At 45.9% G+C, this 24931-nt stretch carries 17 protein-coding genes; 3 read left to right on the top strand and 14 right to left on the bottom strand.

Features of this window, described 5'->3' with window-relative positions; all coding sequences use genetic code 11:
• Window positions 1-70: 70 nt before the first annotated feature.
• The 9 genes from NIAKO_RS26390 to NIAKO_RS26430 all read right to left on the bottom strand — a co-directional run bounded on the left by NIAKO_RS26390 (window position 71) and on the right by NIAKO_RS26430 (window position 17432).
• Entirely contained in the window at window positions 71-1240 is a 1170-nt protein-coding gene (locus NIAKO_RS26390) for a glycoside hydrolase family 88 protein (protein WP_014221517.1), read from the bottom strand.
• A 15-nt stretch (window positions 1241-1255) separates the two neighbouring features.
• Window positions 1256-3118 (bottom strand): alpha-L-fucosidase, encoded by a 1863-nt coding sequence (locus NIAKO_RS26395; RefSeq protein WP_014221518.1) that lies wholly within the window; start codon window positions 3116-3118, stop codon window positions 1256-1258.
• Window positions 3119-3225: 107 nt separating this feature from the next.
• A complete protein-coding gene (locus tag NIAKO_RS26400) occupies window positions 3226-4410 on the bottom strand; it encodes an alginate lyase family protein (RefSeq protein ID WP_014221519.1) in 1185 nt (394 codons plus the stop codon).
• A 167-nt stretch (window positions 4411-4577) separates the two neighbouring features.
• Complete coding sequence (locus NIAKO_RS26405; protein ID WP_014221520.1) at window positions 4578-6722, bottom strand: glycoside hydrolase family 31 protein; 2145 nt, start codon at window positions 6720-6722, stop codon at window positions 4578-4580.
• Window positions 6723-6814: 92 nt separating this feature from the next.
• Window positions 6815-9367, bottom strand: coding sequence for a glycoside hydrolase family 95 protein (locus NIAKO_RS26410; protein WP_014221521.1), 2553 nt, complete (start codon window positions 9365-9367; stop codon window positions 6815-6817).
• Window positions 9368-9436: 69 nt separating this feature from the next.
• Window positions 9437-11908 carry a glycoside hydrolase family 2 TIM barrel-domain containing protein gene (locus NIAKO_RS26415; protein ID WP_014221522.1) on the bottom strand — a complete coding sequence of 824 codons (2472 nt, stop codon included), beginning with the start codon at window positions 11906-11908 and terminating at the stop codon, window positions 9437-9439.
• A gap of 269 nt (window positions 11909-12177) precedes the next feature.
• Window positions 12178-12849 carry a fasciclin domain-containing protein gene (locus tag NIAKO_RS26420; protein ID WP_014221523.1) on the bottom strand — a complete coding sequence of 224 codons (672 nt, stop codon included), beginning with the start codon at window positions 12847-12849 and terminating at the stop codon, window positions 12178-12180.
• 29 nt (window positions 12850-12878) lie between these two features.
• Window positions 12879-14333, bottom strand: a complete 1455-nt coding sequence (locus NIAKO_RS26425) for a RagB/SusD family nutrient uptake outer membrane protein (protein WP_014221524.1) — start codon at window positions 14331-14333, stop codon at window positions 12879-12881.
• A gap of 12 nt (window positions 14334-14345) precedes the next feature.
• Complete coding sequence (locus NIAKO_RS26430) at window positions 14346-17432, bottom strand: SusC/RagA family TonB-linked outer membrane protein (RefSeq protein ID WP_014221525.1); 3087 nt, start codon at window positions 17430-17432, stop codon at window positions 14346-14348.
• Window positions 17433-17756: 324 nt separating this feature from the next.
• Here NIAKO_RS26430 and NIAKO_RS26435 point away from each other — a divergent pair, with 324 nt between their 5' ends.
• The 3 genes from NIAKO_RS26435 to NIAKO_RS26445 all read left to right on the top strand — a co-directional run bounded on the left by NIAKO_RS26435 (window position 17757) and on the right by NIAKO_RS26445 (window position 21844).
• Window positions 17757-18353 (top strand): hypothetical protein, encoded by a 597-nt coding sequence (locus NIAKO_RS26435; RefSeq protein WP_014221526.1) that lies wholly within the window; start codon window positions 17757-17759, stop codon window positions 18351-18353.
• 145 nt (window positions 18354-18498) lie between these two features.
• A complete protein-coding gene (locus NIAKO_RS26440; protein ID WP_014221527.1) occupies window positions 18499-20649 on the top strand; it encodes an alpha-galactosidase in 2151 nt (716 codons plus the stop codon).
• Between the two features lie 7 nt (window positions 20650-20656).
• The gene (locus NIAKO_RS26445) at window positions 20657-21844 is read left to right on the top strand and encodes an alginate lyase family protein (RefSeq protein WP_014221528.1); all 1188 of its coding nucleotides are present in this window, start codon (window positions 20657-20659) and stop codon (window positions 21842-21844) included.
• An 8-nt stretch (window positions 21845-21852) separates the two neighbouring features.
• Here NIAKO_RS26445 and NIAKO_RS26450 read toward each other — a convergent pair whose 3' ends face one another.
• The 5 genes from NIAKO_RS26450 to NIAKO_RS26470 all read right to left on the bottom strand — a co-directional run bounded on the left by NIAKO_RS26450 (window position 21853) and on the right by NIAKO_RS26470 (window position 24836).
• Window positions 21853-22323, bottom strand: coding sequence for a CYTH domain-containing protein (locus tag NIAKO_RS26450; RefSeq protein ID WP_014221529.1), 471 nt, complete (start codon window positions 22321-22323; stop codon window positions 21853-21855).
• A gap of 2 nt (window positions 22324-22325) precedes the next feature.
• Window positions 22326-22961 carry an HAD-IA family hydrolase gene (locus NIAKO_RS26455; RefSeq protein ID WP_014221530.1) on the bottom strand — a complete coding sequence of 212 codons (636 nt, stop codon included), beginning with the start codon at window positions 22959-22961 and terminating at the stop codon, window positions 22326-22328.
• Window positions 22962-22964: 3 nt separating this feature from the next.
• A complete protein-coding gene (locus tag NIAKO_RS26460) occupies window positions 22965-23855 on the bottom strand; it encodes a tetratricopeptide repeat protein (protein ID WP_014221531.1) in 891 nt (296 codons plus the stop codon).
• Window positions 23856-23893: 38 nt separating this feature from the next.
• Window positions 23894-24142 (bottom strand): hypothetical protein, encoded by a 249-nt coding sequence (locus tag NIAKO_RS26465; RefSeq protein ID WP_014221532.1) that lies wholly within the window; start codon window positions 24140-24142, stop codon window positions 23894-23896.
• 106 nt (window positions 24143-24248) lie between these two features.
• Window positions 24249-24836, bottom strand: coding sequence for a DUF5063 domain-containing protein (locus tag NIAKO_RS26470; protein ID WP_165761273.1), 588 nt, complete (start codon window positions 24834-24836; stop codon window positions 24249-24251).
• Window positions 24837-24931: the final 95 nt, after the last annotated feature.

Raw genomic sequence — 24931 nt, forward strand, 5'->3', positions numbered from 1 at the left:
CAACTAACGCAATATTACTTTTTGTGTTGGTACTCCTTCCGGCAATTTATTCAGCTATTTTACCATTAATTTACTTTGATCTTAATAGCGCTTCTAAATAATAATAATCCCCATAGTTAAGCGGAACATCCACTTCACTATTAGCAGGTTTTGATCCGGTACTGTGCAACAGGATAAAACCTTTGTTCTCTCCTATGGCCGACCGGTAATTTTTAGTAAGATTTTGAAGGATGGTATTGGCTACGGTAAGGTACTCCTTTTTGTTCTTACTATATTTGGCTAACTCAAACAAGCCCGAAGCAATTACCCCGGCAGCAGAAGCATCGCGTGGTTCGTTGGGAATGCCCGGTGCATTAAAATCCCAGTAAGGAATTTTATCAGCAGGCAAATTGGGATGGTGTAAAATGAATTTGGCCACATTTTCTGCCTGACGCAGGTAGGCCACATTTTTTGTTTCGCGATAGCACATGGTATAACCATACAATGCCCATCCCTGTCCACGTGCCCAGGCGCTTTCATCGGCATAACCCTGGTGGGTGTTTCTTTTTACTACTTTGCCGGTTGCCGTATCATAATCCACTACGTGATAAGAACTATAATCGGGCCTGAAGTGATTTTTCATGGTTGTGTTAGCATGGCTCACGGCTATTTTATAAAAAGAAGAATCACCGGTAAGCCGGGTAGCCGCAAATAACAATTCCAGGTTCATCATGTTATCGATAATAACAGGATAACCCCATTGTTCCTTGTGATGATCCCATGAACGAATACAACCTACTTTTGGATTGAACCGGGTTGATAATGTTTTAGCCGACTGGATGATCACATCTTTATAAGCCGCATCTTTGGTAAGCTGGTAACCGGTACCATAACTGCAGTATATTTTAAAACCCATGTCGTGGGTTCCGCCATTGAGCTTTTCTTTTTCTTCCCTTGCAGTATATTCTTCTGCCTTTGCTTTCCACTCCGGTTTATGGGTGTAGGCATACAACATCCATAATTCACCGGCAAAGAACCCGCTGGTCCAGTCTTTGGCAGGCACCAGTTTCAGGTTTCCGTTTTCAATAGTACGTGGCGATACCAGGTCCGGATGGTTTTCTCTTGCCCTGGCAACACTGTCGAGCATTACCTGGGTTTGTTTCTCCGCATCTGCAAATACAGGCGCCAGTTTTACCTGCTGCGCCTGCGACAATAATCCTGCAGCCAACAAAGCAACTGTTCCACCAAGTGTTTTATACATTCTTTTTTGTTTTCGTTATTTCTCCAGTAATTGTAATTCCAACAGTTTCATCAGTTCCCCTTTCACTATGGAAACCGGTTTAATGCTCAGTTCGTGTGTGCCGGCAGGTAATTCAAGGGTATCCATATTATCAAGGGTCAACACTTTTGTATCGGAGCCGCTGCCGGTTATCTTTATTTCTTTTGAATGAGTGCCGCTTTGCAACACAAATGTGCCACCATTGCCTTCACCGGCAAGATATTTCATATTTATGGTAAACGTAGCCGGTTTTGTAGTGCGGAAAGTCCAGCTTAACCACTGGTTGTTCGATTTCCAGTTCTGCACATAATACTTGCCCGTCTTACCATCGCCATAGCTAAATTTGTCGCCATGTAATTGCGCATCGAATGCCAGCAATTGCTGCACAGGAACGTTGGCAGAAAATACCCGCACCGAATCTGTTTGTAACTTTCCTTTTAATTCAACAGTAATTACCGTATTTAAGGTATCGGGCATTTTTGCCGGCAGGCTGATCACCACATCATTTGCATTTACGCGGTTGGCAGTTAATGCCTTTTTACCATCCAACAGGGATACTTTGGTAAAGCCGCTTTGCAAGCCGCCTACATAGAGTTTATTATCTGCCGGCCAGTTAAAAACATGCAGGTAAAGTGTATTGCCTTTCAATGTGGACACACCCCAGCTTTGCAAGGGCAGCGGACTGGCCACAGTACCATAAATGCTTTCGCCGTTCTTATCCATCCAGGCGCCAATGCCTTTTAAGATTGCCAGGTCTTTGCTATCAAAGGCACCATCACCTTTAGGCCCGATATTCATCAACAGGTTGCCGCCGCGTGAAGCGGCTTTCGCCAGCAAATGCACAAAGGCAATAACGGGTTTATGGCTGTTATCGAATTTATGATAGCCATACGATTCATTGGTGGTAGGGATCGCTTCCCAATCGCCGGTTACGGGGAAAAACTCCAGCGGACGATCAGCCGTATTTTTATAATCGCCAAAGCTTATTTCCGCACTTCTTGCCAACCGGCCATTTACTACCACATGGTTATCTGCTTCGCGAATGGCTTTCAGAATGCGAATGTTTTCTGATAGTGGTAATTTACTGGGAGTATCGAACCACAGGATATCGGGATGGTATTTTGCCAGCAGTTCTTTTATTTGCGGGATCGCTTTTTCGTTTACATATTTCTGCGCCTTGGGTAACAACTCAGGATGCAGGTTGAACCAGTTTACGCCACCATACAATCCTTTATCGCCACCGGGATTACTGTACTCCCAATCATTGCCCGGTGCATCGGGATGTTCCCAGTCGAACGCATGTGAATAATAAAACCCAAACTTGATCCCATATTTATGACAGGCTGCAGACAGCTCCACCATGGGATCGCGTTTGAACGGGGTTTGTTGCATGATGTTGAAATCGGAAACTTTTGTATCGAACATCGCAAACCCGTCGTGGTGTTTGGAGGTAATGATCATATACTTCATACCGGCTTCCTTTGCATGCCGCGCCCAGGCATCGGCATCAAACAACACGGGATTGAACTGATGGGCCAATGCCAGGTAATCGGCCCGGGTAATTTTTTCCTTGCGCATCAGGTGCTCGGCATAACCATCTACTTTCTGCCCTTTCCATTCCCCACCGGGCAATGAATAAATACCCCAGTGAATGAACATGCCAAAACGCGCCTGCTGCCACCAGGTTATGCGTTCATCGTGGTTTTTCATGGAGGCAGTCCACCAGCCGCTTACGGCTTCATCTATAGCCTGCTGATCACGTTGCCGGCCACGGTTGAACATTTCTTTGTCTTCATCTCCTTGCGAAAACGCTCTTAGGGTTATGAAGAAGCTGGATAGTATAATTAGTTTATAATTCATTATAAGTTCGTTCGTTTTTGAGTTATTTAGTTATTAGGTTATTAAGTTCTTAGGTTTTTGTCCTCGGGTAAACTTATGAACTCAAGAACTTAAGAACCTATGAACTTTTAGAGCCAGATTAGCGGATGACGTACCGGTAAATTCCTGATTACTTCTTCTACTTTCGGTTCATGATCCAGCTTTTTCCAGGTAGTGAACCAATCATTATTGCCATAGGCATTGGCGCCGAACAGTAAGAAAGGCTGGGCTACCGGCCAGTTGTCCCAATACATTACATCGGGTTGTTTAGGCCATTTGCTTTTATCGGCAACAAAAGTATACAGGTATTCTACTCCTTTGCGAATGTTACGTCCATCGGGTGTGCTGAAGTTCCACAGGTTGTCTTCTTTGGTCGAAAGAATCTGGCAGATGGTGGTCATGGCATCGAGGTTAAAGATCGAATAGCCATAAGGTTTTGTTCTGCGCAGTTCCTGGGGAAAGCTTCCATCGGGCGCCATCTGGTTGGGCAGTAACACGGTTTTATACCGGTCGCGGCAAAACTGCATCAGCTTTTCATTATGGGTAAATTTAGCAAAGCAGGCGGTTTGCATCGTCCAGCAGGTGCCATGGTTATTGGCGGCATTCATTTCGTCTTTACCATACTGATGCGTTGTTAACCATTGCAGGTATTGTTCAAACCAATGCCTGATAGCTTCCAGCAATTGATGGTCCATGCCTTTGGCATTTTCCATTGTTTCCAGTCCCTGCACTACTTCCATCAGTTGAATGGTATCTATGATGCCAATGCCTCTGCCCGTGAACCGGCCTTTGATGGCCTGGGCATATTGCAGGTTCGGATTCATCATAGTAGCCTCCTCTACAAACCAGGCTTTGCAATGTTGTAATGCCTGCTTTACATATTTATCGTCGTGCGTAAGCTCGTATGCAGAAGCCAGTGCGCCAACGATCTGGCTAAACCGGATCATGGCCTGCCGGTGCGCCACAAAATTATCGGGGTTGCTCATGCCATCGCGCTGCACATAAGGACTGTCAACCGACTGTGGATTGGGCCACCAGTAATCACCTTCTGAAAAGAAATCGTGTTTACCGCCTGCACTTCTTGGCGAACTTTGCGCCGTTACCGTAACCGGTTGTTGCTGCATAGCCCAACCTGCCTGCTCCAGTATTTGCCTGCGAAGGGTTTTCATTACTTCCGCTTTGTAGCTGGCGGCGGTGTCAATAGCTGGCCGCCATTGGATGTTGGCTATAGCGGTAAGCAATAGCCAGGAAAGGAGTATTCGTTTAATATGCATACTAAGTTTTTAAAATCGTGAAACGGCAAACGTGAAAAAGTTCCCGTAATTAGAGCCTCGCTATAAAATTCAACCTGTTAACTTGTCAACGTGTTAACCCGTCAACGTCCTACCTCTTACGTCCTATTTCTTTTCCTTTATCAACTCTATCAACCCTGTCAACTCCCTCACTTCGTCATAAACTCAAACGTCACACTCCCCACCGTATTCGGTTTCCCTTTCACAGGAGCACTAATAGCACCTCGCCACTTCCCCGCCTTATCCTTCTCTACTTTTATTTCGCGCCAGCTGTAATCGCCTTTTTCATAATTATAGGTTTCGCCATCATCGTCGTACAGCTGGTACGAACCGGGCTTTTCGCCATAAAAGCGAACGGTGAGATCTACTTTTTCTCCGGCGGCTGGTGCATGTAACATAGGTTTCATTAAGGGTATAATTGCGCCGTCTTTTACATACACGGGTATTTTATCCAATCCAGGCGTAACAGTTATTACTTCGCCATCACCGGCAAAGGCGCCCGTGTAGAAATCGTACCACCGGCCTTTAGGCAATACCACCTTACGTGTTTTTTGACCGGTGAACAAGGGCGCTACCAGTAAATAATCACCTGCCATGTATTGATCCTTGATCTCTTTTGACGCCGCTTCAGCATACGGGTTCTCTTCGAGGTTAGCGCTGCCATTTTCTTTTTTTGATTCAGGTACAAAACCTTCTTCGAGGTTCATGGCCCTGAAGGGCGGAATGCCCTGAAAATGATACCGGGCAAATGCCGTGTACCAGTAAGGCATCATTTGCATGCGTAATAACGCCAGTTGTTTTATAGGTTCGGCCACATCCTCGTACGACCAGGGTTTGGTGCCGCTGGCCCAGGCATTGATCATGGCCATGGGTGAAAACACTACTGTTTGAAACCGGCGTAACCATTCTTCCGATGATTTGGAAGCCCTTGCTTCGGGCGTCCACAACACACCGGCAAAACCGCTGTTGATAAGCGCCGTTATAAAATCTTCATGGTTATAATAATCGTTGTAAATAACATATGGGAAAGACGCACCGCCGGCATTGGAACCCCGCACCAGGCCAAAGGTCCTTTTATTCTGCTGGTGATATAATTCTGCACTGTAACGCTGTAACAATACGCCAAAGGTCTGGCGCATTTGTTCGGCAGTTACGCCTGAGGGAAAGGTAGCCACATCGGGCCACAGGTAATAGTCATAACCATCTACTTCATCTATCTTATAGCCACTCACGCCTATATTGACCTGGTTATTTTTTAACTGGTCAAAAAACAACGTCCGGCCCTGTTGGGTAGTAAGGTCCGGCACCAGTCCGTTCCATACAGTGTGTGAACCGCTGTAGGGAACAATGGCTTTATAAAACGGCGCCTCGGGCGATACATAGGGATTGGTCCAGAGGTTTACACGGATATTTTCTTTTAACAGGTCCTGCACAAAACCAGCCGGATTGGGATAACGGGTGCTGTCCCAGGAAAAAGTACAGGGATAACTTTTACTTTGCCAGCCCGGTTCCAACCCAATAAAATCAAGCGGAAAACCTTTTTCCCGGAATGCTGCCACTTCTTTCTTCACTTCGTCGGCGGTATACAACGTTTTTACGCGTTGCGTGAAACCCAGGCCCCAGCGGGGCGGTAAACAACCGCCGCCATTAAATAAGTTAAAGCGGCGAACGGCATCCAACGGAGTAGGGCCACCGAATACATATACTTCTACCCCGGCTGCCGGCACCAGTATTTCCACTGCATCTGAATAGGGACGTGAGTTCCAGCTTTTATCGGTATTCCGGTCTTTGGCAACCGGCGCGTTCTTACTGTCTTTACGTACTGCAGTACCTGCATACACATTTAAATACCGGGCGGAGTTGATGAATACGCCATATCCTTTTGAGGAAACATAAAAGGGCGATGGCGCATGTGTTCTGCCATTGTCTTTTCCGCCATAGTGGTCAACATGTAATTGCAAGATCTTTCCCCGTTGGTGAACGGTTTGAAAGTTCAATCCAAAACCATATAGCTGTTCTTCTTTTTGTAAAGGGAACCGCAGATAGGTTTTGCCATCTATTACTTTTATGGAGATCTCTGTTTGATCTAATGGAAATGATGCCTGGGTAATGGCCGATAGCGCTTCCTTATTAGGCGTAGCGCCTGAAGCTTTTAACAGGTCATAATTTTCGGGCACCCCGGCTACCGCCTTCCATACTCCCGGGGCGGTTTCGGACCAGCTTACCTGCGCGTAGGTGAGGCTGATTTCGAATACAAATGCAATAATTAATACGAATCGCTTTGCTATATACATATGGCTTTTTAAATCGTGAAACGTGAAAGTCTTGTCAACCCGTCAACGTGTTAACTTGTCAGCCTTTATCAACTCTATCAACCTCCTTCCTACTACCTCACAGGAACAACCGTATACACCCTCCCCTTCTCCGTAACAAAATCAACACTATACCGCTCCGGCACTTTCAACTCCACCAACTTCGCATCCTGGTTCTTTTCATATGGTGGTTGTCCGTAGGAAGTATTCAGGTTATTCGCATTAGCGCCTGTTGCCTTCTTTGAAACTGCTTCTATTACTTTAACCGGGTATGGCGCACTGATGCGGCAGGGACCTCCCAGCACGGACGTAATGGTGGCCTTTGATAACTTTCCATCTTTCCAGTCAATGGCTACGGTGAAATTGCCACGGGCTTTAATGCCTTTTATTGAACCGCTTTTCCAGGCATCGGGTAAAGCAGGTAACAAGGCGAGCTCGCCATTATGACTTTGCAACAACAGCTCGGTAATGCCAGCGGTAGCGCCAAAGTTGCCATCTATCTGAAACGGCGGATGCGCATCGAATAAATTCGGATAGGTACCGCCTCCACTCATGGCATCTCTTGTTACACGCGGGTCGATATACGTAAAGGCATCACTCAGGATTTTATACGCATGGTTGCCGTCCTGTAAACGCGCCCACCAGTTTATTTTCCAGGCCATGGACCAGCCGGTACTTACATCGCCTCTAAAGATCAACGATTGTTTGGCTGCTGCTGCCAGTTCCGGGGTGGTAGCCGGATTGATCTGACTGCCCGGATATAATCCAAACAAATGTGATAAATGCCGGTGCTTGTCATTGGGATCGTCCCAGTCTTTAAACCATTCCTGCAACTGTCCGTACTGACCTATATGAAATGGATATAATTTCTCCTTTGCTTTTATTACCTGGTCACGAAACACCGCATCTGTTTGTAATAAGACGCTGGTTTTAATCACTGCCGTGAATAATTCGCGAATAATACTCATATCCATGGTGGTGGCCATTCCTACCTGGTATTCCTTGCCTTTTATCTTCATGGTGTTTTCGGGCGAGGTAGATGGATTGGTAACCAGGAGACCATTGGCAGGATCGGTTATTAACCAGTGAATCATAAACTGCGCGGCGCCTTTCATCAACGGCCAGGCATTTTTCAAAAAGGTTTTGTCGCCGGTATATAAATAATGTTCCCAAAGATGTGTACTTAACCAGGCGCCCGCCATTGGCCAGGCACTCCAGCGGGGCATTCCTTTCGGGTCCCAATCCCAACCACCAGGTGGTGAGGTTTTTGCCCACAGGTCGGAATTATGATGCACGACCCAGCCTTCGGAAATATTGTAATTCACTTTGGCCGTTTGTGCGCCATTTACGGCCAGTTCTTTCATGAAATCGAATAACGGCTGATGACATTCTGATAAATTGGTATTCTCCGCCAGCCAGTAATTCATCTCCGTATTGATATTGGTAGTATAGTTACTGCCCCAGGGTGGTTGAATATGATCGTTCCAGATGCCCTGCAAATTGGCAGGCCGGGAACCGGGTCTTGAACTGGCTATTAACAAATACCGGCCAAACTGGTAATACAGCACCTGTAACTGTTGATCTGTTGGGTTGGAGGCATATTGTTTCAGGCGCTCATCAGTTGGTAATTTGGCGGCGCCATTGCCGGGACCCAGATTCAATTCAACTCTTTTAAACAGATTCTGGTAATCACGCATATGTGCCGCTTTTAACTGTTCGTAAGTAAGCCTCAATGCCTTTTGCAGATTGGCCTTTGCTTCAGTGGAAGGGTCCTTGCCTTCCAAACCAGGCGATTTATTAAAGCCATTGAAGCTGGTAGCTTCTGATAAATAAATGGTGACAGTATTGGCGCCGCTTACTTTTAAGGCATTATTACTTTGTTCTACTTTCCCGCCCTCCGTTTTTATTTTCACATGCACCTCGAAGTTCATGCCTTCGCCATTTGCAGAATCATATCCCACCTGCTGCGGTTCATAATCCCGGTTGGCAACAAATTTCGGAGCCTTGCCGCGCAGTACCAGGTAATCAGCGTCGGTAGTAGTTACTTTAAAATGTAATTTACTCGTAAGGTCCAACACCCCATCGATCACGCCTTTTTTATCGGCGGTGATGCGCATCACCAGCAATTTGGAGGGATAACTAATAAACGTTTCGCGCTGGTAAGTAACCTCGCCTATTTTATACCGAACCGTTGATACCGCCTTGTTCAGATCCAGTTCCCGGTAATAGGTAGCCGGCAAAGTATCCTTCGACTGTACACGCCACCACAGGTCGCCCAATGGTAAATAGCGGGCGGAATAAGGGCCCTGCATTTTTTTCCATAAGGCGGCTGCCTTTTCATAATCGCCTTCAAATACAGCCTGCCTTACCTGGGGTAATACCGTTGGGCCATTGGGATTATTGCCCGCTTCGGGATAGCCCGACCACAAGGTATTATCGTTTAACTGCAGCCGTTCGGTGGCTACACCGCCGAAGACCATTGCGCCGGTTTTTCCATTTCCCAGCGGCAAAGCCTCCTCCCAGGCGTCAGCCGGTTTATTATACCATAGCTTTAAACCTGCATCACTTTGTTGTGCATACAACGAAGCAGTAGCCAGCAAACAGAAGATCGTTAGTTTATATTTCATATGTTCGTTTCTAGTAGGACCTGTCAGGTGGACTCAACACCCCGACTTATTAAATTTCTGCTGTCCACCCTACAGGTCTTTGAATGCCGTTTTTAATCCTTCGCTTTTTACGCCAAGTACCGATTTGCCGCCATTGGTTTGCACGCGAATAATAGCTCGGCCATTGTACACCTGCACCAGTCTTGATCCCCCGGGGGTGCCCTGGTTATCGATCAGTTTGCCATCGCCGGCCAAACTAAACCGCACCCAATTGGCTGCATCCAAACAAAGCACGCCTTTATTGTCCAGCAGTTTTACCTGCATGGTTGCAATGCCGTTGGCTTCGCTGAGCTTTTCCAGTAATAAACCTGCTGGTTTGCCCCATTTCTCGGTTTGATATTGAAATTTGATAGAATCTCTTACTTCGGTTTTACCAGTACGGCCAATCACCTTTACTTCCTGGGCGCCTTCTTTTAAGGGCACATTCCAACGCAACCCGGCTGCAGGGAAATCCTGGCTGTTACGTTTTTTAACTCCGTAACTCTTCCCATTTACAAACAATTCTGCTTCGGCGCAATTGGAGTATACTTTTATCATTTTCTCCTCCTCCTCATTTCCCCAGCGTACCGGCCAGCTATGACCGTAAATATGCGCCATGGGCAGGGTGGTCCAATAAGATTGGAATACGTAGTAGGCTTCTTTTTTTGTAAGATCGCGTTCCACCACGCCTTTCTGGTTCATATATGGAACCGGGTTATCGGGCCGAACGGGTGTTGAAAAATCCTTGAAAGGCCATTGGGCCGAACCTGTTAACCAGGGCATGGTTTCCTGTTCTTTCAAATGCCAGTCAACCAGGTTGCAGAGATACGTTTCGCTCCAGTCGCCATCTTTCGATACACGCGCAGCGCCACCATACAAACTCGCATCACCAGCCCGCTCATCGGCGCCACTGCCGGTTCTTACGGTTTGCAATGCTTTATCGGGATTTTCTGAGTGCCGGCCGGCATGGCTGTCGCCACCCCATTCCACATGCAGAAAGTGATTTACTTTTTTAAACTCCTCTTCGGTAGCCTGTTTGTATTCGGTAAACAAACCACGGTACCAGCCTGCCCAAATGGAGGGAGAGTATACATCAACGATATCTTTACAAAAATCGCAACGGCGAATGGCTGTTTTACGGGACGCATCCAGGCGATGCGACAGGTCGTTCAACTCTTTCATAAAAGTCCTGATCTGTTCTTTATCAAACTCAGGCTGGTCACCAGGCCAGTCGTTCTCATTGCCCATTCCCCAGATGATGACGGCCGGATGGTTGTAATGCTGCTCGATCATATGGGTGAGCATGCGGCGCGCCTGATCTTTGTAAACAGGTCCGCCAAGGCCACCGCGGCACCAGGGAATTTCTTCCCAAACCAGGATGCCTAAACTATCGCACAGGTTTAAAATAATGCGTGATTGCTGATAATGACCCAGGCGAATAAAGTTTACGCCCATCTCTTTCATCATAATCATTTCCTGGCGCATCATCTCCTCCGTCATGGCGGCTGCTACGCCGGCATGATCTTCATGCCGGTGTGTACCGCGTAATAACAGTCGCTGGCCATTCAGCATAAATGGCCCGTGATCTACGAACTCGAAATTGCGGAAACCTATTTTTTCTTTTTGAACAAAACTGCCTTCGGCTGTGGTTACGGTTGCTTCTACTGTATACAACACTGGTTTTTGCGGCGACCATAATTGTGGGGTCTTCAGCGCAAAATCTGCCAGGTGGCAATCGCCGGTTAAGGTAGTAAGCGGGACTTCTTTTTGCTGAACGGGTTTGCCAGTGGGGTCAATCAATTTTACAAGAACAGACGGCCCCCTCCCGGCCTCCTCCGCCAACTGGCGGAGAGGAGTTGAAAACCTCGCGACAACACTTACACTTCCTGATTTTCCAGTTTTGTCAGTCTCTGCTTTTGCAAATAATTTATCTATGGCTACTGATGGGGTGTATACGAGGTTCAGATAGCGGTAAATTCCGCCATAAACGTTAAAATCCGACAAATTGGAGGGGATCATTTCCAGGTCCCTTGAATTATCGGTTCTTATTGAAATGGGAATTTTTCCCTTGAACTGGCTTTGAAAAACAGCCGTTTTTTTAAAGGCGGCTATGGCATCGGTCAAATCTACCGACCATTCGTCATAGCCACCGGTATGCGACCCTACTTTGGTCGTGTATATATATACATCTGTTTTCTGGCCTGCACCTTCAAAAAAAAGCAGGGTACGGCCATTGCCGTATGGATTATTAATTTCAAGCTGGGTCCTGTACCAGGCGGGTCCCTGGTAATAATTTACATCCGGGTCAACTGCATCTTCGGCATTTACACAATGCGGCAATTGCACGGGCTGCCATAAGGGCACGCTTTCAGGATTTCCTTTGCCTACCGGCCGCACGATTTCCCAAATGCCGCCTACATCCTGTTTTAAAAATTCCCAATTACCGGTTAACCGGGTCGATTGCTGGGCACGGGCTGATAAATTGACGATCAGCAATAAAAACAACCAATTTAGTCTTTGCATTATTATTCCTTACAGTTTAAGATCCTTTTCCGACTCCCCGCTCCCAGGCCCCCCTCCCGGCCTTCCCGACTTGTCGGGAGAGGAGGCGAGATAAAAGGAGAATAAGTTTACGGCGAAAGTTAAGTAGGAACATTGCTATTCTTTTCAGATTGTACGCAATCGTTTCCGGGTTGCATCTATTTAATTAAAACTTAAAAATTCCGGCCCTGAACTCCGGGGAGTCCAGGGCCAGAATTGCAAATTCTAAAACACACTGATTTATTGTACGCTTACTTTACCCCATATTCCACTACCCTGTCCATTACGTGTATTGGGCCGTTATCACTCAGGATGCCCGACGTACGGCCAACGGTAACCCGAACGCTGTTGATGAAATCATTTAACCGCACTTTTGAATCCCGGTCGTTCGAAAGTTTTATTGTCATAATGCTTCTGGGATTAACGGCATCTGCACCTTCCGGCAACAGCGTATTTACCTCCACATTTTCTGAACCCAGGTTATCATAACTGTATTGATCTTTTACAATTAAATACAATAACCAGTTTTTTACCTGCTGGGGTGTGTATTGCGACCAGCTTTTGGCTACTGCATTATTTACTTTATACCGGCCCCAATAACAATCTGTAGCTGTTGCCTGGGCAGATCTGAACACCGCATCGTTGTGCAGGAAAAGAAATGTCCGGCCCGGTTGAATGTATTCATTGGTATCGATGCCCGAATAAATGATGGCATCGTACATGCGTTTAAAAATGGTATCGGGCTGGTTGCCGATGCTGCGCTCCTTTAAATACTGCCAGGCAGTTTTGTTGATGTGCGGATCGAGCACACTGGTTACGTGATCTGAGTTCTGCTGCAGACCGAGACCAGCAAGTTTTTTACAACTGGTTACTGCCAGCAGGATACCAATAAACAGAATTATATATATAGGTTGATATTTCATTGTAATCACTTTTAATAATACAGGAAAGTTTATTCAGAATAGGGTTCGTTCTGGCGGATCAGGATATTCCGGGTCAATGCCTGGCGGGAAATTGGCCAGAGTATTTTCCGCGGATCATTGAACCCGGTTTCACTGATGTTCAGTAATCGCTGACGGTACCGGATCATCGGGTCCATTGTAGAAAGCACCCGGTCTGTTCTCACCAGGTCGAACCAGCGTTTTCCTTCTGCAAAAAGCTCTAACTGGCGTTCATTCAGCACGGCGGTCTCTACATCCAGGTCGGTTGGATAATCGGCAGGCAACAAGGGAGTTATTCCCCTGAGCGTACGAATGCGGTTAACAATGGTAAATACTGGTGTTTTATTGGCGCTTGTTTTATTCAGCGCTTCTGCACGCATTAACAGCACATCCGCCGAACGGTATAAGGTCAACTTCGCATCGTTCTGGGCATTGATAGGATATACTACTTTGTTGGAACTGTTCACAGGGTAGAACTTACCGATCTGGATAATCCTTGTACCGGCGCTCACCAGCGCAGTGTCGTATGTAACTGAACGGCGGATATCGCTTTTGTTACTTTCAAAACGCAGGAAAACCGAACTGTCGATATAATAGTTGGAGGTATTACCACCTGACCCTATTTTAGAAATGCCATTACCGCCATCGCGGGTATCCCAGTGCAGGCTCCACACGGCCTCTTTTGTACTGGCCGGATCGATAAAGATCTTTTTCCAGTCGGTAGAATTAGTGGCAGACACATCATATTTGAATGCCAGGTTGATGAAATTCTGCGAAGCATCCAGCGCTTTATTATAATCCTTTTTCCACATATACACATCTGTTTGCAGGGCAAGGATAGCACCGGCATTCATTTCCCACACAGTGCTGCTTGTTTTATCAACCAAACTATACGCTTTCACCATATCAGGGATGATGATATTATTCAGGATAGAGTCTGCAGATGATCTGGGCGCCCGCGGATCTTCGTTCAGGTTTTCATAAGGTTCCAGGCGAACCGGCACACCCCCCCACAGGCGGATAGCATAAAAATACATGTACGCCCGGATGGCATAGGCCTGCGCCAGGTAATTGTTTCGCACCAGCTCGGTAAAGGTGGCCGTTAATGGAATATTGGGAATGTACTTTATGGCCAGGTTGGCGCGCCCGATGGTAAAATACAAATTGCTCCAGTTGGCGGCGCCGGTCAGCGAATTCAATCCATTCAATGTTACGTTGATCTGGTTTTCACCCGTACCTCCATACGTAAAGTTATCTGAGCGGGCATCGCCCCAGTCGGTATAATTGCCGTTCAGTGTTTTCTGAATGCCATCATAAATGGCGGCCACGCCGGTTTTTGCATCGTCGGGCGATTTCCAAAAGCTTTCCGGACCAACATCAGAGATCGGTTCCTGGTTCAGAAATTTTTTACATCCTGCACTGGCAAACAAGCCCAGTACTGCTATATAATAAATGAGTTTTTTCATTGCTTGTACGTTTTAAAAATTCAGGTTAATACCGGCGCCAAATTCTCTTTTCCGCGGATAGCGGCCATTGTCCTGCCCCATTTCGAGCGCTTTGGAGAAAGCCACTTCCGGATCGTACCAGTAGTAATTGGTCCAGGTAAGCAGGTTATTGCCATACAAATACACCGTAGCTCCCTTCATCTTTGCTTTGGACATGAAATTCTTTGGCAATGCATACGAAAGGCGCACATTACGCAGGCGAATGAACGAGGCATCTTCCAGGTACAGGCTGCTTAATTCCCGTGCATTACCCATCCCATTGTTTTTTGCCACCGGCCATTTGGTAAGATCGCCGGGATGCCACCAGGAGTTGTTGATGTATTCCGGATCGGGCGTTACGTTGCTCGTGGCATTTGTATTCAACTGCTGACGGCCACGGTCGTACAATAACCCGCCCCAGCTAACATATACGTTGAACGACAGGCTGAAATTTTTATACGTAAACTGGTTTGATAAGCCTGCTATCCATTTGGGCTGGGCATTGCCAAGAGGAACCCTGTCCGCATCGTCTATCACACTGTCCCTGTTATTGTTCGCCCAGATCATATCGCCGCCTTTCAACACATTGCCCTGTGTTTTTAATTTGTTCACCTGGCCATTGTAAGCTTTGCCATTGAGGGCATAGCCGCTGAACACCCCACCGTCCATTACCGGTATCAATTGTTCCCAATTTTCGGTATAGGCATTCGATTCATCATATTGATACACTCCCAGCGCCTGCCAGCCAAAGAAATCACCTAAACGCTGGCCTTCCCGGGTAATCCAGTTACCACCAACGATAGGCACATTGCCATACAGACTTTTAATAGTGGCGTTATTGAACGACATGTTATAGATCACGTTCCAGGAGAAATTATTATTCTTTACCGGCGAGCCATTGATAATAAATTCAAAACCTTTGTTCTGGATGGAACCCACATTTACGTTCACTTCTTCAAAACCCGTTTCATACGTCAACGGCGCCTGGTACAGTAGTTTATCGGTTATCTTATTATAATAATCGGCTGTAAAGGTTAAACGGCCACGCAGGAACGAGAGGTCTACACCTATGTTGAATTGTTTTGTTTCTTCCCAGCTTAATGCGGGATTACCAAAAGTTGAATTAGGCGCCACACCTGAAATACCATTGTACCAGTTACTACCGAAGGTGTAGGTTCTGATGGCATCGTATTCGCCGATCCTGTCGTTACCGGTTACACCCCAGCTGGCGCGGATCTTACCATCAGCCAGGTATTTATAAGCCCATTGCATAAATGGCTCTTCACTAAAACGCCAGCCCGCCGAAATAGAGGGGAAGTAGCCCCAGCGGTTGTCTTTACCAAACTTCGAGGAGGCATCTGCCCTGAAATTACTGTTGAACAGATATTTTCCTTTATAGCTATAACCTATACGGCCAAAACCCGAAACCGATGTATATCGTTGTTCACTGTTGGTGGGAATGGTATATACCTGTGGCGAGTTCTGGGTAGTAACGGCTTCGGTAACATAGGTCGTTCCCCCCACCTCCATATCACGGGTGAAATTACGGTCGGCACTTACCCCTAATACACCGGTTAAAGTATGATCGCCACCCAGGGTTTTATTAAAGTTCAGGTACGCCTGCGTCATCCAGTACGTTTGCCATTTCTGTTCGTCACTGCCATCATTGTCGTTACCGGTATTGCTCAATAATTTCGGGGCAAACTGCAGGTTGTGCGTGTACGTGGCTTTTACATTCGCATCTACGGTCAGTTTTAAAGAAGGCAGAAACTGGTAACTGATATAATTATAAAAGTTTCCGTCAGGGATCTGGTATTCGTTTTTCCGTAACAACGCTTCCGCTACCGGGTTTCTTCGGCCACCGATCTGACCGGCCAGGGTTCCATCGGCAAAATAGATGCGGAAATTAGGCGGGCGCTGTATTGCCTGGTTCAGCGTATTGCCTTCGTTGATCCGGTTCTCGGTTTGGTAACTGAACTGGATGCGGTTGCCATACGTTAACTTAGGCGTTGCTTTGTAATCTATATTGAACCGGCCACGCAGCACCTTGGCCCAGCTGTTGATGATAATACCTTCATCTTTCAAATAGCCAATGCTTCCGTAATAGTTCAGATTTTGCGACGCGCCGCCCAGGCTTATATCTACCTGCTGGCGATTGGCCGTTCTGGTTAGCATGTCCTGGTGATCGTTATCTGCATTGAACGAGGGGTTCAACGAGTCGGTATTCAAGCCACCGGAGTTGCCACGTTTCAGGTCCAGCAACCGGCGTTCGGCCGCATTGGCCTGTGGTATTTTATGCGATAACTGGCTTAAGCTGGTCAGATAACGCACATCCAGCGTAGGCTTTCCTTCTTTACCTTTTTTAGTAGTGATGATCACTACTCCATTGGCCGAGCGGGAACCATAAATGGCTGCCGAGGCTGCATCTTTTAAAATTTCAATGGATTCAATATCGTTGGGGTTGATGCCATCGATATTCACCCCTTGTGCACCATCTACAATATACAGCGGATCTGCACCACCCTGTAAAGTACCAATACCGCGAATGCGTACCGAGTTACCTGCCCCGGGCCGGCCCGATTCCTGGGCAATTTGTAAACCAGGCGCCTGCCCTTGCATGGCATCCAGCACATCTACCGCCTGGCGCTCTTCAATTTGTTTGGCGCTTACAGATGAAATGGCGCCGGTAACGTCTTTCTTTCGCTGGGTGCCGTAGCCAATAACAACCACTTCATCCATGGAGTTATTTCCCGCAGCCAATGAAACGGTAAGATCAGTTTGCGAACCCACCGTTATTTCTTTGGTGGTGTAGCCAACTGAAGAAAACACCAATACTGATTTTGGTCCGGGCACCATAAGACTGAATTTGCCTTCGTTATTGGTGCTGGTGCCCACACTGGTTCCTTTTACGGTTACAGTAATCGCACCTAATCCTTTTCCATTGGCATCTTTTACCGTTCCCCGAACGGTAGTGTTTTGTGCAAATGTGGATGATAAACAACCAATAAAAGTCAGGAGGAGAATGAATACCCGGCGTGACAGGGCAATAAAACGCCGGAAAGGAAACGCGTTCTTTTCCATACAGCAGTTAGAATTTTTTACATGTCACACCGCTGGTCGAAGGCGGGTGAAATGTAGTCGGTTTATACAATAGAGTTTAAATAGTGAAACTACTCGCAAGTACGGAAGTAAAGCCGTTGCTGAATTTTGCTAAATTGACAATATGATAAGCTATATTAACATGATAATCTTTCAGCAGACGCTTTAATCTTATCTTAATCAGACAGCTGTACGTAATAAAAAACTGTGATGCGGAGTAATTTCAACACTGATTGCGGTTTCCTGACAGTTATGCGTCCATTTTTCCGGGCATAATTTTTTATGCATTTCTATAAAACACCAGTTATGGCAAAAACAAAAACTCCCAAAACAAAACCCGTTGACGAAGAGCTGAACGATACTTCATCCAGCCAGGAACAAACTCCGCCAAAGGATGGTTCCGACAGTCAAAGAAGAAAACAACAGCTTACGCAGGATGATTCATATATTGAAATACCTGATGTATCGGATATTCCCGGACAGGAAGGTATTGTAAACGCCGGCGTACCCGGCGCCATGAAAGATACTACCGCCTCCTCCGATGATGAGGAAGGTGTTAAGGCAGGAAGAGATATCTTTAATGCAGAGGATGATGAAGATGTAAAGATCGTGATGGGTACCGAAGCCGATGTAACGGAAGAAGACCTGGAAATGCTGGGCGATCCTGACCAGGATCAGGATATGAACGAAGATGAATTCATTGATAAGCAAGGACTGGACAATACCGATTTTGACGGGGATCCGTTGAATGAAGCCTCGGTTAGTGAAGTGAGCAGTGGCGACGACCTGGATGTTCCCGAGGAAAGAGAAGATGATCCTAAGAAAACCGAGGACGATGAAGAAAATGATTATTACAGCCTGGGCGGTCCCGACAACGATGCGTTGGAAGAAGAAAAAGACTAAGCCCCCTCCCGGCCTCCCCCAGCAGGGGGAGGAGAAGTGATCCCAAAAGTATTAATTATAACAATTAAGGTGAATCAAACACCAACCGGTGGGTGATTCACCTTTATGTTTTTTTGCATCTTTGTTGGTAAATCACCCAGGCATTATGAAGTATACTTTGTTGTGGTTATTCAATCTGCTTGTAATTACAGCCCTTTCCCAACCCACCTCACCTATCGTTATTCAAACAAAAAATACCAGCCTGGTTTTTACCATTGGCAAAAATCACCGGGTGTATCAAAGCTACCTGGGAGCACGATTAGCCAATACGGAGTATTCGACATTAACGGGCGGACAGGAAGCATACCTGACCGCCGGGATGGAAAACCTGTTTGAACCTGCCATCCGTCTGGTGCATGCCGATGGCAATCCCTCGCTTGAATTAACCTATGCTTCGCATACTGCCAACCAACAGGGTAATGTAACCACTACCCGTATTATATTAAAAGATTCGGTTTACCCGGTGGAAGTGGTGTTGCAATACACAGCTTATTTTAATGAAGATGTTATTACCGCCAGTGCCACCATTCAACACCATGAAAAAAAACCGGTGCGGCTTACACATTACGCCTCCACCATGTTGCACTTTAATGCCGACAATTACTGGTTAACCCAGTTTCATGGCGAATGGGCCCGTGAAGCGCAAATGGTTGATGAACAATTGACCAATGGAGTAAAGAATATCGAAAGCAAACTGGGTGCGCGTGCCGACTTTTATCAAACGCCCACTTTCTTTCTATCGCTGAATAATCCCTCCACCGAAACCAGCGGCGAGCTGATTGCCGGTACGCTGGGCTGGACGGGCAATTTTCAATTCACCTTTGAAGTAGATCAACGGAATCAGTTGCGGGTGCGGCCGGGTATTAATCCCTATGCATCTGATTACACGTTGAAACCCGGTGAACTGTTCACGACGCCCGATTTTATTTTCACCTATAGCAACCAGGGTAAGGGCCAGGCCAGTCGAAACCTGCATCGCTGGGCGCGCAACTATGGCGTGCTGGATGGCAATGGCCCACGTCTTACTTTATTAAATAACTGGGAAGCCACTTATTTTAACTTCAATGAAGATAAACTGGTTGAACTGTTCGATGGCGCCAAACAACTGGGCGTTGATATGTTCCTGTTGGATGATGGTTGGTTTGGCAATGCATTTCCCCGTAACGATGACAAAGCCGGCCTGGGCGACTGGCAGGAAAATAAAACCAAACTGCCGCATGGCATTGGCCACCTGGTGAGCGAAGCAGATAAGAAGGGAATTAAATTCGGGATCTGGCTGGAACCCGAAATGGTAAATCCTAAAAGTGAACTGTATCAAAAACATCCCGACTGGATCTTAAGACTGCCCAACCGCGCAGAGAACCTGTCGCGCAATCAACTGGTGCTCGATTTAACCAACCCTGCCGTACAGAATTTTGTTTTCGGGATTGTAGACAGCATGCTTACGAAAAACCCGGGTGTTGCATATATCAAGTGGGATTGCAACCGGCCTATGTCAAACACCTACTCACCCTACCTGAAAGAAAACCAGTCACATTTATTTATTGAATACACCCGCAGCTTTTATAAAGTGCTTGACCGCATCCGCGCCAAATATCCGCACCTGCCCATTATGCTTTGTTCCGGTGGTGGCGGCCGAACCGATTACGGCGCGCTCAAATATTTCACGGAGTTCTGGCCAAGCGACAATACCGACGGTTTAGAACGTGTGTTTATTCAATGGGGCTACTCTTATTTCTTTCCGGCCAATACCATTGCGGCGCATATAACCAGCATGGGGAAAGGACAATCACTTAAATTCCGGACTGATGTGGCCATGTCGGCCAAACTTGGTTACGATATTCGCGTGAATGAAATGACACCGCAGGAACTACAGTTTAGCCAGGAGGCGGTAAAAAACTATAAGCAACTTAGTGATGTAATCTGGTATGGCGATTTGTACCGCCTTATTTCACCTTATGAAGAAAACCGCTCCGTTCTCCTATATGTGAACGATCAAAAAAGTAAAGCCGTTTTGTTCAATTATAACTTAACCACCCGCCGCAAAGACCTTTTCACCAAAGTGCAATTGCAGGGCCTCGATCCTAAAAAGAACTACCGGTTCCGCGAAACCAACCTGTTTCCCGGCACCAAGGCCACCAATCCTGATAATGATAAAGTGTTCACCGGCGAATACCTGATGACGATTGGGTTGAACCTTACACCAGGTAAAGTAGTGCCATTAACAAGTAATATATTTGAAATAACCGCTGAATAGTCACCATATGAAAAAAATAGTATCAACACTTTGCAGCCTCCTATTCTTTATTGTCATTTCCGCAGCACAAACACCGGAGGTGCTTTTAATGGATGCCACCAAACTGGTAACAATAAAGAAGAAAACAGAACAGAAAGATGCGCCTACGCTACAACTGGTTACCGCATTGCGGAAACAGGCCGATGAGCTATTGAAGATGAAACCGGTTTCGGTAATGGATAAAGCTTTTACACCAACCAGTGGCGACAAACACGATTATATGAGCCAGGCGCCTTATTTCTGGTACGACAGCACCAAACCCAATGGGCAGCCTTACATGAGAAGAGATGGAGTACGCAATCCTGAGATCAATAAAATAACAGACCATCGCAAGCTGGGTGAGCTTGATAATGCCTGCAGAACGCTATCACTCGCCTGGTATTTAACCGGTGATGAAAAATACGCCGCTAAAGCCAGCGCCTTATTGCAGCACTGGTTTTTAAATGAGGCTACTAAAATGAATCCCAACCTCAACTTTGCCCAGGCCATCCCCGGTATTACCAATGGCAGAGGCATTGGCATTATTGAAACCATTTCATTAACCGGCATTGCCGATGCGGTCAACCTTTTAAAGGGATCGAAATCATTTACAGATAAAGACAACCAATCAATACACGAGTGGTATACGCAATACCTGAACTGGATGCTGACCAGCAAGAATGGAAATGAAGAGCATGCTGCCAAAAATAACCACGGCACCTGGTTCTACGCACAGGCGATCGACTTCGCTTTATTTACGGGCAATACCGCCAAGGCAAAAGAACTGGCAGAAGAATGTAAAAAAAGAATGGACTCACAGATTGATGCTGCCGGTAAAATGCAGCTGGAACTGGACCGCACCAACGGACTCGGCTACAGTACGTTTAACCTTACAGCCTGGTTCAGAGCGGCTACCGTAGCTCAACATGCGGGCGTTAATTTGTGGCAGTATAAAAACCCACAGGGAGCAGGCATCCGCACTGCACTGGACTGGCTGCTGCCTTATGCGCTTGGTCAAAAAACCTGGACATACCAGCAAATTGGCGAGTACAATAAGGACAATTTGTATCCGCTGTTGTCGCAGGCTGCGGGCGTTTATAAAGATGCCAATTATGCTACCCTGGCCGGGCAGTTACAGGGGGATAAGGATGTTGTTGGGGAGTTGATGTGGAGGTAAGAAACCCTTTATCCCCAACTCTTATACGGCCTCCTCGCCAAATTTGAATTTGAATACCTCTTTTCTGAAGTCACTTCTTTCCCTACCCAATCAGGAAGCGAAAAAGTCTCCTCTTCAGATTCCAGTTCTATTTCCGCCACCATCAACCCTTCATTATCGCCTAAAAATTCATCTACTTCCCACAGCTTGTTGTCGTGGGTAATGAAGTATCTTATTTTGCTCACAACCGAATCGCAAAAGCCGTCGAGCAATTGCTGAGCGTCATCAACAGGAATGGGGTATTCAAATTCGGCGCGGGAAATACCAACGGAAAGGCCTTTTATGGTTAAGAATGCTTCCTTATCGGTAAGCCGTACGCGGATGGTTTTTTCAGGATCTGATACGATGTAGCCCTGCCGGTACAACGATTGTTTTTCTTTTGTTACCTGACCCCATTTTTCTTTATCCACCAGGAACTTTCTTTCTATCTCGATACCCATAACTAAACTAATTGTGTTTGTACAATTTCCAATAATTCGGCCGGTGTTGCTGCTATAAAATGGGGTTCACTTTTTATCACCACTTCTTTTACTTCAAAACCCCAGGCTACCCACACAATTCTGATACCGCTTTTTTTACAGGCTATTACATCGCGTTCCTCGTCGCCCACGTATATAACTTCAGAGCTTTTTAGTTGATGCTTCTGTAAAAACCTGCTGATCGCTTTTTCTTTTCCGAACACCCGGCTCGAGCTGTAAATATCCTGAATAAAATCGATCTGGTTGTTTTGAAGGAATTGTTTGATGCTGCTTACTGCATTCGAGGAGATAATAGCCGTTTTATAACCACTGCTTTCCAGGTTTTTTAAAACATCTGCCATGCCTGCTATCAAAAATATGGTATGGATCGATTTTTTATAAAGGCTGATGAACTCAGCAGTTAGTACCGGCAGCTTGTAAAAGGGAACGTTCAATACACGCATCCGGTCACGCATAGATAATTTGATCAACCGGGGAATGCTATATTCGTCAATTTTATTGAACCGGTATTTATCGGCCAGTTGATTATAGGCTGAAATAAAAACAGTTTTGGAGTCAACCAGCGTGCCGTCAAAATCAAATACTACATACTTCGCCATTGCTTAATTTTTCAACTCCTTCAACTTCTTTACGGCCTCATTCCTGATCTCTTTGTCGCCCAGTTTTGCAGTGAGCTCAAAATATTTTATGGCGTTGAGTTTATCGCCTTTACGCTCATACATGGTAGCAATGTTATTAAGCACAATCACATCGCGGGGCATGATCTTCTCTGCCTGTAATAATGATTTCAATGCTTTATCGTAATCGCCCTGCAGGCCGTAGGTGATAGCCAGGTTGGAAAGGCTTTCCACATGCCTGGGGTAATACTTTAAAACCGTTTGGGCAATAGTGCGCATTCTGTTAAGCTGGTCGTCACCTGCATTGTATAATTGAACCACATAGTCCTGCACGGTGCTGAGGAAAAACTTTTCGGGGTCTTCTACTTTTTTATTGTCGGCCCAGGTCCACTGGCTTTTTAACTGGTTCGACATTTCAATAGCGGTAACGATCTCGCTGGTAAAGCGTTCATAGCTCTCGACCTGGCCAAGGGCATAGATCTTTCCCAAACGCATGTCGAGCCGCGTTATATAGGTGTTTATTCCTTTATCGATGTATTGAAAGGCCTTTTCAAGGATGGCGCTGTCGTAGTCAAAACCATCGGAGAGGTATCCAACCTGCGCACCGGTACTGTCTGCTATGCTAAGGGATGAATTTCCGCTGCCTGAATCTGATAAACGAACCATTTCCTGGCGGCTGGCGCGGAAATAGTAATTGAAATAAGCCACAAACAATTCTGCATCGGTAGGGTTTGCCTGCTGCCAGTTCTGGAGCAATTGCCATTGAGCGGCTGTATCCTTTTTAATTAGCAACCGGCTGAACTCTCCTTTATAATTTTGTGCAAAAGATTGACCGGCAAGGAGTACCAGTAAAAGCAACACTATTGGTTTAGACATTGGCGGGTGTTCGGGTGAGCCAAATCTACAAATAGCGGTTAAATAAGCACATTAATTTTTACCAACAGGTGTGCTTTTTCGATAAGTGACCTGTTTTTTGCAGAAAACGTGATATTATTTTCAAAAGAAGTCATTACCAATGATAAAATATTCACTTTCTTTTTAAAAAAATGATTAGTTTTTTCAAAAATCAGGTCAGGTTTTTCAAAAATCAGATCAACTTTTTCAATTGGACAGGTATATTTTTCAATTGGAACAGTAACTTTTTGAAGCGATTTGTCACTCAATTGAATTAGTTATACCCTTGTTTTAAAAATCTATCTTGTTTTTTCAAAAAGTTGCTTTGCTTTTTCAAAAAGTCGCTTTGTTTTTTCAAAAAAAACAACTGATTTTTTACCTGCTCTTTTGAAGGAAGTAGTGAATGGCGCAGATGGCATTGGCGCAGTGACCGCTCCAGTGTGCGTCGAAGTTCCATTTAAAATCCCAAACCGCATTTTGCTTGGCTTCCGATGATTTCATGCCATATAAGAGCAAGGTTTGTTTCAGGTATTTATAAATGGCGCCCAGGTCTTCATACAGGTCACCGTATACAATACCCGCATCCTTTTTCTTGGCGGTGGGATCGAATACGTACCAGTAATAGCGATAATCCCATAACCTGTCGGCTATAAAATGGAGGCTTCGTTGAAATTCAAGTTCATCGAGCTTTACCTCGATCTTTTGGTCGCTTTTTTCTTCCATTAATATCATGCAGTTGCCCAGGTTGTACAGGGACAATAAATGATTTTGTGATTGAAGAATAAAATGGCGGGGTGTTTCTGCTTCGTGTGATTCAATGAAGGAACAATACTTTTTCGCAGCATCGATGAAGCTGGTAAACTCGTTGGTTGCAATAATTTTAGATACTAGTATCTTTTCAGGTAGTGACAATGTGTTCTCAATAGCGGTTATTGAAATAATGGTTGCTATTGAAATGTCCAAAAATGATGCCTGATTATTGTACATCCAACACTAAAAACCGGGCTGCTATTGTAAGTCAACCCGGTAGTTATATTATCAATTGCACATTCGTACAT

Source organism: Niastella koreensis GR20-10 (assembly GCF_000246855.1).
GTDB classification, from domain to species: Bacteria; Bacteroidota; Bacteroidia; order Chitinophagales; family Chitinophagaceae; genus Niastella; species Niastella koreensis.